We start from the raw sequence: 17,328 nt of genomic DNA, 5'->3' as shown, positions 1-17,328 counted from the left end.
TAATGTCTTCTCAAAAAAAATAATATTAATTATACATAATAATAAGATTAAACGTTATTTATTTCTTAAATAATCTCTTTCTAAATACGAACATACTTAGTGCGGAAAGAACAAGTGTTATTCCAGAAAATAAAGTCGATGTGTTAGCTTCACCGCCTGTTGATGGTAAAAATTTCTTATCTTCCTCAGACTTATTAGCATGTTGTTTATTTAAAGTATCTGCTTTTCTTCCCTCTTTTTCAACAACTTGATTATTCTCTTTTGGCTCTTGATCCAATCCTGTTGCTGATTCTTTTACCTCTTCAACTTCTTTCGTTGGCTCTTTTACTTCTTCTTTCGCTTCTTCAATTTCTTTCGTTGGTTCTTTTACTTCTTCTTTTGCTTCTTCAACCTCTTTTATTGGCTCTTTTATTTCTTCTTTCGCTTCTTCAATTTCTTTCGTTGATTCTTTTACTTCTTCTTTTGCTTCTTCAACCTCTTTTATTGGCTCTTTTATTTCTTCTTTCGCTTCTTCAACTTCTTTTACCGGTTCTTTTACTTCTTCTTTTGTTTCTTCAACTTCTTTTACCGGTTCTTTTACTTCTTCTTTCGTTTCTTCAACTTCTTTCGTTGGTTCTTTTACTTCTTCTTTTACCTCTTCAACTTCTTTTGTTGGCTCTTTTACTTCTTCTTTTGTTGGCTCTTGCTCATCTTCTTTTCCCACTATATTCTGTATAACTGTTCCGTTAAATCTTATACTAATTTCATCAGAATCTAAATCAAATTGATACACCTTTTCACCTAGGGTACTCCATTTTATTACTCCGTTATTAAACGTCCCTCCCTCACTTACCAATTGAATATTTTCAATACTTTCTCCTTCTAAATCATATACAGGAACTTGAATTTCTTCGTTTATTTTTGCATCATTTAAAATGATATTTTGTCTTCCAACATCAATTGTAAACCACTGACCTAATTGTATTAACGGCCTTACATCACGAATCTCATTTCCAGCTAAATTTAAGCTAAATAAGTTTAGCATGGAACCAATAACCGTTACATCTTTAATATGATTGTCCGCAAGATTTAACCACTGTAAATTTTCCAATGAAGATAGTGGTGTTATATCTTCAATTTGATTATGAGATACATTCACATTATTCAATTGTTTCAAGTTTGAGATAAACTCAATATTTTTCAGGCCTACTCCTTCTAAAGTGAGTTTTTCTAAGTTCGTCATGTATTCTAAACCTGTTATATCTTTTATCTCATTTCCTTTTTCTTTAAGTATCTCTAATTTTTTAATCTGTAATAAATCTTCTTTTGTGATAGGAGCGTTTACATTCTCTCTACCTAAATTCTCTTTATTAATATGTTGTTGTAAAGTTTTATCGAGAATTACATTTTGACTTTCTTTTTGTTTTTCAACTATATTCTGTATAACCGTGCCATTAAATCTTATTTTACTTTCAGTAGAATTAGTATCTAGTTTAAATTCATATATTTTTTCTCCAGGACTATTCCATTTTATAAATCCGTTATTCAGAGTAGCCCCCTCACTTTGTAGATTAATATTTTGAAGTAGCTCTCCTTTAAGGTTGTATACTGGGATTTTTATTTCTTCATCTACACTTGCTTCATTTAAAAAGATTTTTTGTCTTTGAATGTCAATTGAAATTCGCTTACCTAATTCCTCAACAGGCCTTACGTCAAAAATTTCATTTGCTCCAAGATTTATCTCATGTAAATTTGTTAAAGTGCTCAACGGCGATATATCAGAGATATAATTCTCTTCTAAATTCAGCACTTGTAAATTTCCTAATTGAGATAGTGATGATATATCTTTTATTTCACTATCAGAAATTTCTAGTTCAATAAGATTACTCATTTTACTAATAGATTCAACATTATTAATTTTATTGTTCCCTATCCATAATAGTTCCACATTATTTAATCGATCAATTCCCGTAAGATCACTAATTTGATTATTTGCTAAGTATAATTGTTTCATAGTTGATAATGTAAATAATGGTTGGATATCTTTAATGTTATTACCGATTAAATCTAATGTTTTAATTTTTTTCATTTTACTTAATGGTGTAAGATCAGAAATTTTATTATCTCTTAAAAAAAGCATATTAATATTCTCTAACTGCTCAATTGGGTGAATACTTTCAATTGAATTAGACGTTAAATCAACGTACTTCAAACCTCTCAATTTCGAGATGGCTGATATGTCTTTTACATTAGACTCTCGTAACGTCAACTTCTCTAAGTTTGTCATATACTCTAAACCAGTTATTTCAGTTATTCCTTTGCCTGAATAAATGGATAATGTTTTAATTTGTAATAAATCTTTCTTTGTGATTGGCGCATCTACATTATCTCTATTTAAGTTATATTTATTAATATATTTTTGTAATTGCTTATCTAATATTACATTTCCGTTTTCATCTTGTTGCTCCTCTTTATTTTCCTTTTGTTTTTCTGGAACATTGTTCTCTAAATTCAATGTATTTACTTCAAACTGTACTTGGTACTTATTATCATAGGCCATTGTTGGAATATAAATATGCATTCGCATATTATACCTTTTTCCTAATTCCCCTACTTCAAACTGAATTACTTTCGTCCCATTTTTCTTTTTATCTTCTGATATTACTTTCACATCATGAAACACACCTGGAGTATGAATATCCTCTGTTTTCAAGTATTGAAAGAAATCACTATCACTTAACGTTGCTGTTACAATTTTCTTTCCATTCTCAATTGTTAATGTAGGGTTTTTTATATACACAGCTGCCATAGACTCTTCATTCGTTTTATCTTTATACGCCTTAATAACAGCGTCATATGTACCATCTTCTAAAACATGTCCAGTTTTATTCGCCTCAATTGCCACTGCCGCTAAAGAAGGTGTTGAATAAACAGCAAACGGAAGTGATAACGCCGCCGCTATAACCATTGCATTTATACGTTTTCTTTTATTTTGTTTCAACTTTACATCTCCTCCAAAATATATAATTCGAAATGTAATCATTTCTCGAATAAATGACAATGATTTTCATTATCATTGTCAACTGGGAAAATAAAAAGTTTACAAAAAAAGAACCTCTTTAAAAGAGGTTATGCCATTTTCTCACCTGATTCTTCTCTAAAAAAGCTTTTCATCGCATGAAATACGTCTGCTTTTTGCTTTAAAATATAGTATCTAAAGTTTTCATCTTTAATATTTTTATAGGCTGACATAAGTGTACTATGGCGATTATACTGGTTCACTTCCCCATACCCAAACATATTACACTTCTTCATTAATTCTTCCACAAGCTTTACACATCTAGCATTATCTGATGTTAAATTATCACCATCCGAAAAATGGAATGGATAAATATTATAGCGATCTGGTGAATATTTATTATCGATTAGCTCGAGTGCTTTTTTGTATACGGAGGAGCAGATTGTTCCACCACTTTCTCCTTTTGAAAAGAATTCTTCTTCTGTAACGACTTTCGCTTCTGTATGATGAGCAATAAATTCAATATCAACTGTTTCATACTTTGTGCGTAAAAATCTTGTCATCCAGAAAAAGAAGCTACGTGCCATATACTTCTCCCACATTCCCATCGATCCACTCGTATCCATCATCGCTAACACAACAGCCTTTGAATCTGGCTTTAATACTTCATTCCAAGTGCGGAACTTTAAATCTTCTTGATGAATTGGATGGAAAGATGCTTTACCACGCATCGCATTTCGTTTATATGCAGATATCATTGTTCGTTTCTTATCGATATTTCCCCACAATCCTGTTTTTCTAATGTCATTAAATTCAACATGTTCAATCCGGTTTTCATCTATTTCTTTTCTCTTTAAATTAGGCAGCTCTAACTCTCTGAAAAACGCCTGCTCTAATTCTAAAATAGAGACTTCAGCTTCATAGTAATCTTCCCCAGCTGCATCTCCTGCTCCTTGCCCTTTTCCTGGCCCTTTTTGTTTTTGACCACCTGATCCATCTCTCGCAACGACATCACCAACTTTGCTGTCACCATTTCCTTGCCCAACATGTTTATTTTTATCATAATTGTATCTAATCTTATATTCATCTAGAGAACGAATTGGTATTTTTACAACATCCTTGCCATTAGACATAACTATACTTTCTTCTGTTACAAGATCGGGTAAATTATTCTTAATTGCCTCTTGTACTTTTTCTTGATGGCGTTGTTGGTCGTCATATCCTTTGCGATGGAGGGACCAGTTTTCCTGTGAAATCGTATAATTTGGTTGATTTTCTTCGCCCATTCCTTTCCCTCCTTACTGTAATTGTCTTCCTGTATGAACAGCAAGCTACAAATTTTGTTCTGTAATGTGCAAGCTAGAATATTTGAAAGGTAACTGCCCATAGAAAATCATCCCATAAACATTTATAACGTTTTTCATACAATACCCCGAGCATCCTAAACAAAATTTTGCCACTCACATAATAGAAAGAAATATTCAGCCACTGATAAGAAAGAAACACAATGCATTGTTGCACACATTTTTACTTTGCAACATATTGTATTGTGTTGGCTTTTTTCGTATGAATGGTTGGTTACTCTATCATATGCATATTGTAAAAATAATTGACAATAAATTCATGAAATTGCATCTTAATTTATTACATTTGGACAAGGTATGACACTTTACACACATATGAACGGATAATAAAACGCTGTCCCGCAAAATACAAGAGACAGCGTTTTGTTATCAAACTATCGGTTTAACAAGCTACCTACATAGCGTAGTAATTCATTTGCTGAAGAAGAATTATAGCCATGCTCATCAATTAAACGCGCAACAACATCATTGATTTTCTTAAGCTGATTTTCGTCCGGTGTTTTCGTTGATGTTGTAATTTTTACTATATCTTTTAAATCAGCAAATAGTTTTTTCTGAATCGCTTCACGAAGACGTTCATGTGAATTATAATCAAAGCGTTTTCCTTTACGGGCATAAGCAGAAATGCGAATTAAAATCTCTTCACGGAATGCTTTCTTAGCATTTTCTGAAATTCCAATTTGCTCTTCAATTGAGCGCATTAATTTTTCATCTGGACTCATTTCTTCCCCTGTTAACGGATCACGTAATTTCGATTTATTGCAGTACGCCTCGACGTTATCTAAGTAATTATCCATAAGCGTCTTAGCTGATTCTTCATATGAATAAACAAACGCTTTTTGTACTTCTTTCTTCGCAATTTCATCGTATTCTTTTCTCGCTAATGAGATGAAATTCATATAACGTTCACGGTCTTCATTACTAATCGACGGATGCTGATCCAGCCCATCTTTTAAAGATCTCAGTACATCTAAAGCGTTAATAGATGGTACCTCTTTTCGAATGATTGTAGACGAAATTCGGTTAATGACATAACGAGGATCAATACCCTTCATACCTTCATCTTGATATTCGCGTTGTAATTCTTCTACATCAATCGCATTATAACCTTCTACAGTTTCTCCATCATACAAACGCATCTTTTTAATTAAATCAATATCCGGACGCTTCGGATCTTTTAAACGAGTTAAAATAGTGAACATTGCTGCAACGCGAAGTGTGTGTGGTGCAATGTGAACATTCGACACATCACTTTCACGAATCATTTTTTCATAAATATGTTCTTCTTCACTTACTCGTAAATTATAAGGAACTGGCATTACAATAATTCTTGAGTGCAATGCTTCATTTTTCTTATTTGCTATAAATGAGCGATACTCTGTTTCATTTGTATGCGCTACAATTAATTCATCTGCTGAAATAAGCGCAAATCTTCCCGCTTTGAAATTCCCTTCTTGCGTAAGCGATAATAAGTGCCATAAAAACTTCTCATCGCATTTTAACATCTCTTGGAACTCCATCATTCCTCGGTTTGCCTTATTTAATTCTCCATCAAATCGATACGCACGCGGATCTGATTCTGAACCATATTCTGCAATCGTAGAAAAGTCCAGACTACCTGTTAAATCTGCAATATCCTGTGATTTTGGATCAGACGGGCTAAATGTACCAATCCCTGTACGGCGATCTTCAGAGAAGAAAATACGCTCTACAACTACATCCTCAATTCTTGATCCGTATTCTTGCTCTAAACGCATGACATTTAGTGGTGATAAATTCCCTTCAATTCTAACTCCATACTCATCAAAGAAATCATCTCGTAAATGATGTGGAATTAAATGCAGTGGATCCTCATGCATTGGGCATCCTTTAATTGCAAAAATTGCTCCGCGATCTGTTCTTGAATATGTTTCTAATCCTCGTTTCAACATCGTAACTAACGTTGATTTCCCTCCACTAACAGGACCCATTAATAATAAAATTCTTTTTCTAACATCTAATCGTTTTGCAGATGGATGAAAATATTCTTCTACAAGACGTTCTAGAGCATCCTCTAATCCAAAGAGCTGATTACTAAAGAAGTTATACTTTCTTCTACCATCAACTTCTTCAATTCCGGCATCTTTTATCATATTGTAAATGCGAGAGTGTGCTGTTTGAGCCACCCATGGTCTTTCTTTCACAAGCTCCAAATACTCCGCAAACGTACCTTCCCATTGTAAACGTTCTTCTGCTGCTCGATGCTGTTCAATCTTTTTTAGAATATCCATTATAGCTCCTCCCCCATCTCCTTGTTCAATCGGATTATTATAAAAGGTATGCTAGGATGTCCTTAAACATTCTTTAAATCAAAACGAAATATATAATAGCACGCTAAAATTCTCTCCAAAATTCAAAGAAAATTCTGTATAATATAGGTATTAACGTTTTTACACTGCTATTCATTATAAATAAATTCTTTTCTTCTAAGAACCTTACATACATTTTGGGTAATAAATAAAACTCGTGAACCGAAAAAAGTAAGGAGGATATTAGTATGAAATTATTATTAATTTTAGGTGTATCACTCACATTTCTTACAGCTATTTTTACATCCGGTTACAATGACAAACCAGGTACACATAAAAAATGATGTGCTTTTAGCACATCATTTTTTTATGCATTATTTATAATACATATTTTCCATATCATATTTGGATAGTGGTCGGCTATAATAATAACCTTGTACAAGCTTCACATTCTTTTCTTTCAAAAACTGTATTTGCTCCTTTTTTTCTACTCCCTCTGCAATTACATTCAATTCTAAGGTATGAGCTAAATGGATAATTGCAGCTGTAATATTCGTATCACGTTCATCTATATGTATACCTTCCATAAAAGAACGATCAATCTTTAAAGTATCAATTGGATATGTTTTTAAGTAACTTAAAGATGAATAGCCTGTTCCAAAATCATCTAAATGAATCTTTAAATTTTGTTCTTTTAATTGTAGTAACACTCTCTTCGATATATCTTTATGTATAAGAGCTCCTTCTGTAACCTCTATCGCTAATAAATGAGCTGGTACATTGTACTTATTTAAAGCCCGTGTAATCATCTCTATTAATGTAATAGAGCGAAAGTGTCTAGCTGAAATATTAACTGCAATTGGGACCACTTCATATCCTTTATTTAACCATTCGCGCAGTTGCTGACACACTTGATTTACTACCCATTCATCGAGCTTAATAATAAATCCTGTTCTTTCTGCCAACGGAATAAATTGGTTTGGAGAAACAAATCCTAATTCCTTATTCTCCCACCTTATTAAAGCTTCCATACTAGCTATTTTTTTCGTTTCAATATTAATTTGTGGCTGATAATATAAGAAAAACTCGTTTTTTTCTATAGCACGATGTAACTGGTTTTCTATTATAAACCTTTGTTCACGCTCACAGTCTAATCCACTACAATAAAAATGATAATGTCCTTTTCCTTTTTCTTTTGCTTTTTCTAAAGCAGCATCGACCCTCTGAAATAGTATTTTTTCATCTTCTCCATCTGCTGGAGCCATTACAATTCCAATTGACGCACTTAAATATACATCTTCTTCTTCGATTACAAAATATTCACTAATATTTTTCAGTATGCTTTTTGCAACTTCCTCTACACATTCTTTCGTTATATTTTCTATTAACATAACAAATTGATCATCGTGTTCTCTAAATAAGTGCATATCTTCTATTTTTAGATTGCTTAAACATTCTGTAACTTTTTGTAATACTTTATCTCCCTCTTTATGACCAAATGTATCATTAATACGATGAAACTCATCTAAATCTATAAATACAAGCGCAAAATTTATACTCTCATTTAAAAAAGTATTTAACTTATTTGCACATGAAATTCTATTCATTAATCCCGTTAACTGGTCATAGTAAGCTAAATATTCTGTTCGCATTTCGTTTAATACTTGCCTTGTAACATCTCTCGTAACAATATAAACTCCAACAATTTCACCGTTCACAATAATCGGGATAGTTCTCAAAGAAATATATAGCTCGTACCCTTCTTTATGAATATATTTCTTTGAAACAATTTGTTTTGCTTTTCCTTGCATTGATCCCTTAAATATAATTTGAAAATCTTTTTCATATTCTTTATTAATGAATTCAAAAATAAATTTATTATTTAATTCCTCATACCGGTATCCAAATATTTCATACGTTGCCGGGTTTGCATATGTAACTCTCCCTATAGAATCTATAGATATAATTGAGTCATTATTATATTCCAGTAACGACTTAAATAACATTTGTTTTTCCTCTATCTCTGTCTTCTCCTCAATTTGAGCTGTAATATCTCTTGTAATACAAATAACAAATTGACATATTCCTTCTTCATCGCAGACAGGATTAAGTGAAGATTCATAATGTATCTCACCTTTTGGTAATTTGACTACATCACAAAAAGTGTGTGCTTTCGCTTCTCTCACTACTTTTTCATATTGCCTTTGCAATATCCCCGCTATATCTTTTGGTAATACTTCTGCAAAAGTTTTTCCATAGCACTCTTCGCTTAACCTAGCATAATCCATTCCTATTTTATTCACATACATATATTTAAACGTTTCATCATCAATAACTTTCAATATAAATACTAAATCTTGAATAGCATGTAATAACCCTTGTCTAATTAAATCCATATCTATCATACTTAAAAAGGTATTTTGATTACTATATTCTTCCTTCATATTTATCTCAACCCGTCTTATCTATTTTTAATCATATATCCCATTCTATATGATTATGTCCTCTCTTTTAAACGTATGATCACATATTATTTTTATTTTATAAAAAAAAGTCGCCATATGGCGACTTTTAATAAACGATTTCTAAATCTAATCCAGGGTAATTTTGTTGACGGAATGCTTCATAAATTAAAATTGCTGCTGTATTAGATAAATTTAATGAACGTACTTTATCTGTCATTGGAATACGTAAACAATGATCAAAGTTTTCTTCGATTACATTAGCTGGTAAGCCGTTTGTTTCTCTTCCAAATACAAAATAGTAATCCTTCTCGCGCTTGCTATAGTCAAACGCTGTATGAGCTTTCTCGCCATACTTCGTTAAATAGAAGAATTCACCATCTTTATTTTTTTCATAAAATTCTTCAATTGAATCATAATACGTAATTTTCACGTGCTGCCAATAATCTAATCCGGCACGCTTTAACATTTTATCATCCGTTGAAAATCCAAGCGGTCTAATCAAATGTAATTCTGTTCCAGTTGCTGCACAAGTACGAGCAATATTCCCTGTATTTGCTGGAATTTCTGGCTGATATAAAACAACATGTACTCCCACGCGATATTCACCTCTGTTTTTTGTCTACTACGTATTATACCACTTGAGCGAAAAATCTCTACCCATTAATAATATGAAAGAATTTATATTTCATTTGTGGTGTATATTTACTAGAGTCTTCATAGTTCCAATAACGTCGACGGCTATTCGCTGAATGTGCATTTACAAGCGGCATACCATCTGCATCTTTTGCTACTACAATCGTCGTATGATTCCATCTTCCGTCATCCTCGAAATCATAAGCAATAACATCTCCAAGAATAAGTTCTTCTGGCCTCTCTACCGCCTCTGCTCGAAGTCCTGTTGTAGCACCTGACAAATACCAATAAAAAGAATGTGCAACAGCCCAGCTCCAACTCCACTGATTCTCCCTTTGCCACCATCCTTTACGAATATTAGGATATCCGTTCATAGGTACTTCTCCAGTATGAAGACATTGAGAAATGAAATTCGTACAATTATCAGGGAAATTACGATACATAGGATTTCGGTCATCCCACCAACGCTCTGCATATTTCACTGCCTCTAAACGATTATATTGATAAGAACCGTACTTCTCTTTCGTAATTTCCCTTTCTAATGTCTCACCCATTCTAATTTCTTCTGACACTTCAATATCATAATCGCTTATAATCCGACTATTATTTAAACAAACTCTTCGTTTTAATTGTTCCTCTTCAATATAAAATAATTCTTTATGCTTAATTAAATATTTAAAATGTATTTGATAATCAATTTCTTGATGGTCATTACTATTTAATTGCCTAATGAAAGAAACATCCGCAGTTGCTTTCACTATATGTGCACTACGCCTTTGAAACAATTGTTTCTTTCTCTGTGCCATTTGTAGTAAATCCTCAGCAATACCATCCATGTCTGTTCGTTTCTCTGTGATATATGCTAAAAACTGTTGTACTTGCTTTTCAATATTCATTTTTACAGCCATTTCGTTTCCCTCCCATATTACAATATGAAAAAGGGAAATATTATCTACTCTTTTTTCTGTGCTAACAATTCAAGCCCGCGATCCATTTCATGAAGCACTTCTTCATCTTTCTCACGTTCCATCGCTTTCTCAATCGCTTCGCCTACTCCATCTCCGCCAATTTTCCCAAGTGCCCATGCTGCCGTTCCACGCAATACCGGTCTTGGGTCATCTTTCATAACACCAATTAAATCAGGAATTGCCGATGCTTCTTTAAAATGTGCTAATGCTAAAATCGCATTTCTTTGCAGTGGCTTTTTCCCTCTCCATGACCCTGACATAATCCCATATTTCTCTTTAAAATCACGATTACTAATTGTTAAAAGTGGCGTTAATAATGGTTTAACTAGCTCAGGATCCGGCTCCATCTCAGGATGATTATGAAAATCCATTCCTTTATTTTTCGGACAAACAGTCTGACACGTATCACATCCATATATACGATTTCCTATTTTATCGCGATATTCTTCAGGTAGGAATCCTTTCGTCTGTGTTAAAAACGCAATGCACTTCTTCGAATCTAACTGTCCCCCCTGTATTAAAGCACCTGTAGGACAAATATCGATACATTTCGTACAGCCCCCGCATTGATCTTCTATCGGCTTATCTGGCGGGAATGGAACATTTGTAATCATTTCCCCTAAGTATACGTAAGAACCAAATTTAGGTGTAATAATAGCACAGTTTTTCCCACTCCAGCCAATGCCTGCACGCTCTGATACAGCTCGATCACTTAATTCACCTGTATCAACCATGGACTTCACTTCTATATCTGGAAGTTTTTCAATTAAATATGCTTCTAATTTTTGCAAACGATCTCGTAAAACAAGATGATAATCTTGTCCCCAAGAAGCACGGCAAAAAATTCCACGGCGTTCTCCACGCTTACTTAATGGTGCATTTTTTAATTTTGAAGGATATGCTAAAGCAATCGCAATAATTGATTTAGCACCCGGTAATAAAAGTTGCGGATTCGTTCTCTTCTCTATATCAGGCTCTTCAAATCCAGATTGATAATTTAATTGTTGTTGCTGGATTAAGCGCTGCTTTAATTCCTCAAAAGGAGAAGCACTTGCAAAGCCTATTTTATCTATACCAATTGTTTTACTATACGCAATTACATCTTGCTTTAATTGTTCAAAATCCACTCTTAATCGCCTCCTCAGATGAATCCATCATCCCTTATGTAACGACTTTATTGGTTAGTAATTCACTTTTGGAATACTATTATTTACTTCTATTTTCGCATGTAATTATATTTTTCAAACATTAAAAAACGCAATGCCTCGTTTATCTCGGAAACGAAACACTGCGTTGATCACAATTTATAGAAAAACATTTAATAAAATTTGGAGCGGGTGAAGAGAATCGAACTCTCGACCAGAGCTTGGAAGGCTCTTGTTTTACCACTAAACTACACCCGCAAATATGAATTACATATAAGATATTAGAATAACTTATGTAAAGTAGTATAGCATGTTAAAAAAATAGAGGCAAGAATTTTATCGAAAAAAGTCGAAAAAGTGATGAGAGACCTCATCACTTTTTCAATTCTTTATCAATGGCCTTCTTCATACTATCGAAATCAGGGTTTGCAAGATTTCCGTTTACATATACTGAAGGAGCACCTTGAACTTTTAATTTTTGAGCACGATCTGAATCTTTACGTACTTTTTCTGTAATTTCTTTACTGTGTAAATCTTTCTTAAATTGCTCTACATCAACTTTTGGAAGTTTCTCTTTCACAATGCTAAGAAGCAAATCTTCTGTAATCCATTCTTCCGTATCTTTCTTTTGATTTTGATAAATCTCATCATAGAAAATCCAGAATGAATCTTTATCTTGTTTATAAATTGCTTCACCAGCTGCTGCACCTAAATCCGAGTCTTTTCCGATAAATGGGAAGTTAATAAAATATAACTGCACTTTGCCTTTATCAATATACTCTTCTTTTAATCGAGGTAATACTGTTACATCCCAAGTACGACAAGCAGGACATTTAAAGTCTCCAAATTCAACTACCTTAACTGGAGCATCATCTTTCCCTAAAGATTGTTGCGTAGAATAAGCAAACATCTCATTCCCTTTATCTTTTTTGTCATTTATGATGCTATACGCAATTGTTCCAATTACAATCAATACTGCGATAGAAAAAACTATACCAAGAGCCATGAGTTTATTTGATTTCATATACATTCCTCTTTAATTTCATATTCTGTATACAGCATTGTACACAATACACATAATATCAACACTTATATACGTCACGCAATGAACACGCTCACATAAATTACAAAAACACAATAATTGTGACGATATTGTGTCACAATTTGTCACAATTTATTCAAAAAAAGAAGCTCCTCTTTAGGAACTTCTCTTAACTTACTGCTTTTTTACGCGCACTATTTAACATCGACTGCTCTATTTTTATATCATGACGAATTACTAATTTCTCACTAACTGCTTGAACATACTCATCATGGCTTATATAGCCTTCTTTCTCCATTAGTCTCAAAACGACATTTCGTCTCTCTACTGCTTTATCATAATTTTGGGCAGGTGAGTAATAAGCAGGTGCTTTTACTACAGCAGCCATCATTGCACTTTCAGCCAACGTTAATTGGTTCACCTTTTTACCGAAGTAAAGGTTTGCTGCTTTTTCAATTCCCCATGCTCCTTCACCATAATAAATGTTACTTACATATAATTTTAAAATTTCATCCTTCGTAAATGTGCGTTCAATTTTTTTCGTATAAAAAATCTCTTTCCACTTACGAGAAAATGTACGCTCATTCGTTAAAAAAGCATTTTTAGATAGCTGCTGTGTAATCGTGCTTCCTCCTTGCACGACACCACCAGCCTTTATATTCTCAACAGAGGCCCTAATAATTGCTATATAATCTAAACCGTTATGATGATAAAATCTTTTATCTTCTGTCGCAATAAATGCATGTGTTAATGATTCTGGCACCTCTAAATTAGCCGGTACATGTAATTTACTAATGTCACTTTTCTCAATCATTACATTTCCAATGAATAATAACGTACAACTTAACAATAATAATAATATAATGGCTTTATAAAAAAGTTTAGTCAGTGGATTTAATGCAACTTTTTGATGATAGTTCACCCTAGATAATACTCGTTCTTTCATCTTGAACACCTCTTTTCCACACAGCATATAACTCTTACTTTAAGAATACATTGTTGTAAAAAAATATCCCATCGATTTCTCTTACACGTACCTTACATCATTGTAAGGTATAAAGTGAAACTTTAATCAACCCTCACCAATCACGTTCCCGGCAAATAGCGGGGTAAAAAAGTATTGTATCACAGACCTTTTTTATCTACTATTCATCTGAAATATTGAATATAGATTATATTCAATCACGAATAACCAATAACAGAGTAAGCCTTAAGGCTATTATATTTTCACTTTACACTTTAATTATATCATCTACAAATATATATACTTTTGACTATCTAGTAATCTTAATGTATATAACATATACATTATACAGAACAAACGTTCTGCAAATCAATACTAACACTATTATTATTTTGACCTTTTTCTTAAACAGTATACAAAAAAGAGTAGTGATTTGAATGTATCTCAAATCAGCTACTCTTTTCTTTACAATCTTCCTATTAAATTATATGGCTGTACTTCCCACGTTTCATACGGAATACAATGTGTTGCTCTCATTGCATCAAGCGTTCTGGATTTCATATGAGGACGCGTTATATACTCATCTATGTTCTCTTCATTTAAATCAACAAATTTAGCCTCTTGTATTTCTTCAGGTTGAATTTTTATTTCGCCACTCACATATGCTACTTTAAAAACAACAGCTAGAATGTGCATAGAGGCATTATAATAAACCCCGGTAATTCCGATAGGCTTCACCGTTAACCCTGTTTCCTCTTTTATTTCCCTACAGACAGCTTGATCGAGTGCTTCTCCTTCTTCTACCTGTCCTCCTGGCATTTCCCACGTATCAGCTCGCCAGTGTACCTTTGTTAATAACACTTCATTTTTCTCATTTGTTAAATAACCTGCTACGGCAACTATATGCTTTGGTGTCTTATGTTCCATACTGAGCCTCCTAGAAATAATGGTTATTTCATATATCCCTATAAGCATATTCCCTATCTACACCAAAATACCTTTAATAATTCATCACCTTAATTAACTTCATAAAAAAAAAGCCCCTATTCGTTAAGCGAACAGGGGCTTTCATCGTATTACTCTCCTAAGTCTACGTTGTGGTAAACTTGTTGTACATCTTCTAAATCTTCTAATGCATCCACCATTTTCTCAAATTGTACTTGAGCATCTTCAGGAAGTGTAACATCACTTTGTGCAAGCATTGTTAATTCTGCAACTGTAAATTCTTCAACACCAGCACCTTTAAGTGCAGATTGTACTGAATGGAATTGATCTGGTTCAGCATACACGATAACAGCATCTTCTTCTTCTAGAATGTCACGTGCATCTACATCTGCTTCCATTAAAATTTCAAGAACTTCATCTGATGTTTTACCTTCAAGGCCGATAACAGCTGTCGCATCAAACATGTAAGCTACAGAACCGTTTACACCCATGTTACCACTGTTTTTGCTAAATGCAGCTCGTACATCTGCTGCAGTACGGTTTACGTTATTTGTAAGTGTATCTACAATAACCATAGCTCCATTTGGTCCAAATCCTTCATAACGAAGCTCGTCATAATTTTCCTCTGAACCGCCTTTTGCTTTTTCAACTGCACGATCAATAATTGTTCTTGGTACATTGTATGTTTTCGCACGTTCTAATACGACTCTAAGCGCTTGGTTTGATTCTGGATCTGGCTCGCCTTGTTTTGCCGCCACATAAATTTCACGTCCAAATTTCGCGTATATACGGCTTGTATTTGCATCTTTTGATGCTTTTTTGTCTTTAATATTGTTCCATTTACGGCCCATACTTTCCACTCTCTTTCTCGTTTTAAATCTACATAAAAATATTAATATGAAATATAATGTGTGTTCAACACATTTTTAAAAGAAATATAAAAAGTTCATTTTTGATTCATATTACAGACATAATATAAATCACTATCATTTTGTTCTTTCGACAAGTTATATTATACATGAATTCCTAAGTTTATTACGAATTTTAGCATCACATAATATAATTTAACAAAAAAGACTCTAAGATTTCTATTAGAGTCTTTTTATATTGCTGATACTTATTTCCATAATATCCCTATAATTACTTTCTGCTGTTGTATAATAAAAATAGGAAAAAATTTAAAGAAAAGATGAAGGGAGAATTATGACACATTCAAACGAAAAAAACACACATACTCTTAAAGGAATAGGAGAAAAGTTAAACCCAACTATCTATCAAGTAAGATTCATGAAATGAGATGAACCAATCCAATTTGAGGCGTTTCCTGAATTGAAGGAATTAGGGGACTGGTTAAGTACTTCAACGCAAATGTGGGCGTGCCACTCAACAATGTATAAGTACAACAGAGAAGAGTTTAAAAAGAAGTTTTTAGAAATTATAAACTTAACCGTTGATAATGTACTAATATCTACTGGTGGTGTCGGATTTAACTTCATGTCACCGGGTGGAGAAATTCTCTCTAAATACCGCAATTAAAAGGATGAAATTGAATGTTTGTTTTTATCCTTTTAATGTTTCGCAGTTTACTCACCGTACACTTTTTGTGCTTATTTTGTCATGTAATGAAAAGAAAACAAAAAAACTCTATACTAATTGTATAGAGTTTTTTTACGACGTTCATGATACCGATGGTCGGGGTCGAACCGACACTCCCGAAGGAACACGATTTTGAGTCGTGCGCGTCTGCCAATTCCGCCACATCGGCACAAAAGAAAAGGCGGCAACCGGATTTGAACCGGTGATAAAGGTTTTGCAGACCTCTGCCTTACCACTTGGCTATGCCGCCATATTAAATTTTATTGGAGCGGAAGACGGGATTCGAACCCGCGACCCCAACCTTGGCAAGGTTGTATTCTACCACTGAACTACTTCCGCAAAAATGGCTGGGCTAGCTGGATTCGAACCAGCGCATGACGGAGTCAAAGTCCGTTGCCTTACCGCTTGGCTATAGCCCATCGAATTCTTACTTAATTATATGTAAGTATCAATTAAATTATTTGTAATTTTTAAAATAAAAATGGGGCGACTGATGGGAATCGAACCCACGAATGCCGGAGCCACAATCCGGTGCGTTAACCACTTCGCCACAACCGCCATGTTGTGTAAATATATTTGGCAGGGGCAGTAGGAATCGAACCCACACTGGAGGTTTTGGAGACCTCAGTTCTACCTTTAAACTATGCCCCTATGTAAATGGTGGAGGGGGGCAGATTCGAACTGCCGAACCCGAAGGAGCGGATTTACAGTCCGCCGCGTTTAGCCACTTCGCTACCCCTCCGAAACTTACATGGTGCCGGCTAGAGGACTTGAACCCCCAACCTACTGATTACAAGTCAGTTGCTCTACCAATTGAGCTAAGCCGGCGTATTTTATTGAAATAAATGGTGGCTCGGGACGGAATCGAACCGCCGACACGAGGATTTTCAGTCCTCTGCTCTACCGACTGAGCTACCGAG

General features: G+C 33.8%; 11 protein-coding genes, 9 tRNA genes and 1 pseudogene. 1 reads left to right on the top strand and 20 read right to left on the bottom strand.

All coding sequences use genetic code 11. The features are described 5' to 3' along the window. Positions 1-58: 58 nt before the first annotated feature. The 12 genes from MRP26_RS24250 to MRP26_RS24195 form a co-directional block, all read right to left on the bottom strand. A complete protein-coding gene (locus tag MRP26_RS24250; protein WP_242807019.1) occupies positions 59-2,980 on the bottom strand; it encodes a leucine-rich repeat domain-containing protein in 2,922 nt (973 codons plus the stop codon). Between the two features lie 128 nt (positions 2,981-3,108). Beyond that, positions 3,109-4,284, bottom strand: coding sequence for a sporulation protein YhbH (gene yhbH, locus MRP26_RS24245; RefSeq protein WP_000503516.1), 1,176 nt, complete (start codon positions 4,282-4,284; stop codon positions 3,109-3,111). Positions 4,285-4,736: 452 nt separating this feature from the next. Continuing rightward, positions 4,737-6,632, bottom strand: coding sequence for a PrkA family serine protein kinase (locus MRP26_RS24240; protein ID WP_000353273.1), 1,896 nt, complete (start codon positions 6,630-6,632; stop codon positions 4,737-4,739). 392 nt (positions 6,633-7,024) lie between these two features. Then, positions 7,025-9,094 (bottom strand): sensor domain-containing protein, encoded by a 2,070-nt coding sequence (locus tag MRP26_RS24235; RefSeq protein ID WP_098126484.1) that lies wholly within the window; start codon positions 9,092-9,094, stop codon positions 7,025-7,027. 127 nt (positions 9,095-9,221) lie between these two features. Further along, entirely contained in the window at positions 9,222-9,710 is a 489-nt protein-coding gene (gene trmL, locus MRP26_RS24230) for a tRNA (uridine(34)/cytosine(34)/5-carboxymethylaminomethyluridine(34)-2'-O)-methyltransferase TrmL (RefSeq protein WP_000538147.1), read from the bottom strand. A gap of 58 nt (positions 9,711-9,768) precedes the next feature. Continuing rightward, positions 9,769-10,656, bottom strand: coding sequence for an amidase domain-containing protein (locus MRP26_RS24225; protein ID WP_053565312.1), 888 nt, complete (start codon positions 10,654-10,656; stop codon positions 9,769-9,771). Positions 10,657-10,700: 44 nt separating this feature from the next. Further along, the gene (queG, locus tag MRP26_RS24220) at positions 10,701-11,843 is read right to left on the bottom strand and encodes a tRNA epoxyqueuosine(34) reductase QueG (protein WP_242807017.1); all 1,143 of its coding nucleotides are present in this window, start codon (positions 11,841-11,843) and stop codon (positions 10,701-10,703) included. A 202-nt stretch (positions 11,844-12,045) separates the two neighbouring features. Then, a tRNA-Gly gene (locus MRP26_RS24215) sits at positions 12,046-12,119 on the bottom strand. 115 nt (positions 12,120-12,234) lie between these two features. Further along, positions 12,235-12,885 carry a DsbA family protein gene (locus MRP26_RS24210; protein ID WP_000841308.1) on the bottom strand — a complete coding sequence of 217 codons (651 nt, stop codon included), beginning with the start codon at positions 12,883-12,885 and terminating at the stop codon, positions 12,235-12,237. Between the two features lie 187 nt (positions 12,886-13,072). Further along, complete coding sequence (locus MRP26_RS24205; RefSeq protein ID WP_197241409.1) at positions 13,073-13,849, bottom strand: transglycosylase domain-containing protein; 777 nt, start codon at positions 13,847-13,849, stop codon at positions 13,073-13,075. Positions 13,850-14,332: 483 nt separating this feature from the next. Next, complete coding sequence (locus MRP26_RS24200; protein WP_000400463.1) at positions 14,333-14,794, bottom strand: NUDIX hydrolase; 462 nt, start codon at positions 14,792-14,794, stop codon at positions 14,333-14,335. Between the two features lie 149 nt (positions 14,795-14,943). After that, the gene (locus MRP26_RS24195) at positions 14,944-15,663 is read right to left on the bottom strand and encodes a YebC/PmpR family DNA-binding transcriptional regulator (protein WP_000532949.1); all 720 of its coding nucleotides are present in this window, start codon (positions 15,661-15,663) and stop codon (positions 14,944-14,946) included. Positions 15,664-16,015: 352 nt separating this feature from the next. Here MRP26_RS24195 and MRP26_RS24190 point away from each other — a divergent pair. Then, a pseudogene (locus MRP26_RS24190) lies at positions 16,016-16,335 on the top strand (DUF3884 family protein). 160 nt (positions 16,336-16,495) lie between these two features. Here the strand turns inward: MRP26_RS24190 and MRP26_RS24185 are convergent. From MRP26_RS24185 to MRP26_RS24150, 8 genes are all read right to left on the bottom strand, one after another. Continuing rightward, positions 16,496-16,577, bottom strand: a tRNA-Leu gene (locus MRP26_RS24185). 10 nt (positions 16,578-16,587) lie between these two features. Next, positions 16,588-16,658 (bottom strand) — tRNA-Cys (locus tag MRP26_RS24180). A 14-nt stretch (positions 16,659-16,672) separates the two neighbouring features. Then, positions 16,673-16,747, bottom strand: a tRNA-Gly gene (locus MRP26_RS24175). Between the two features lie 5 nt (positions 16,748-16,752). After that, positions 16,753-16,827: transfer RNA gene (locus MRP26_RS24170), tRNA-Gln, on the bottom strand. A gap of 63 nt (positions 16,828-16,890) precedes the next feature. Continuing rightward, positions 16,891-16,966: transfer RNA gene (locus MRP26_RS24165), tRNA-His, on the bottom strand. A gap of 19 nt (positions 16,967-16,985) precedes the next feature. Continuing rightward, positions 16,986-17,059 (bottom strand) — tRNA-Trp (locus tag MRP26_RS24160). Positions 17,060-17,066: 7 nt separating this feature from the next. Then, a tRNA-Tyr gene (locus MRP26_RS24155) sits at positions 17,067-17,150 on the bottom strand. Positions 17,151-17,160: 10 nt separating this feature from the next. Next, a tRNA-Thr gene (locus MRP26_RS24150) sits at positions 17,161-17,236 on the bottom strand. Between the last annotated feature and the right edge of the window lie 92 nt (positions 17,237-17,328).

This window comes from Bacillus sp. CCB-MMP212 (assembly GCF_022748145.1).
GTDB lineage: Bacteria > Bacillota > Bacilli > Bacillales > Bacillaceae_G > Bacillus_A > Bacillus_A cereus.
The sequence above is the reverse complement of the archived record's forward strand: the minus strand, read 5'-3'. Positions and strand labels throughout refer to the sequence as shown.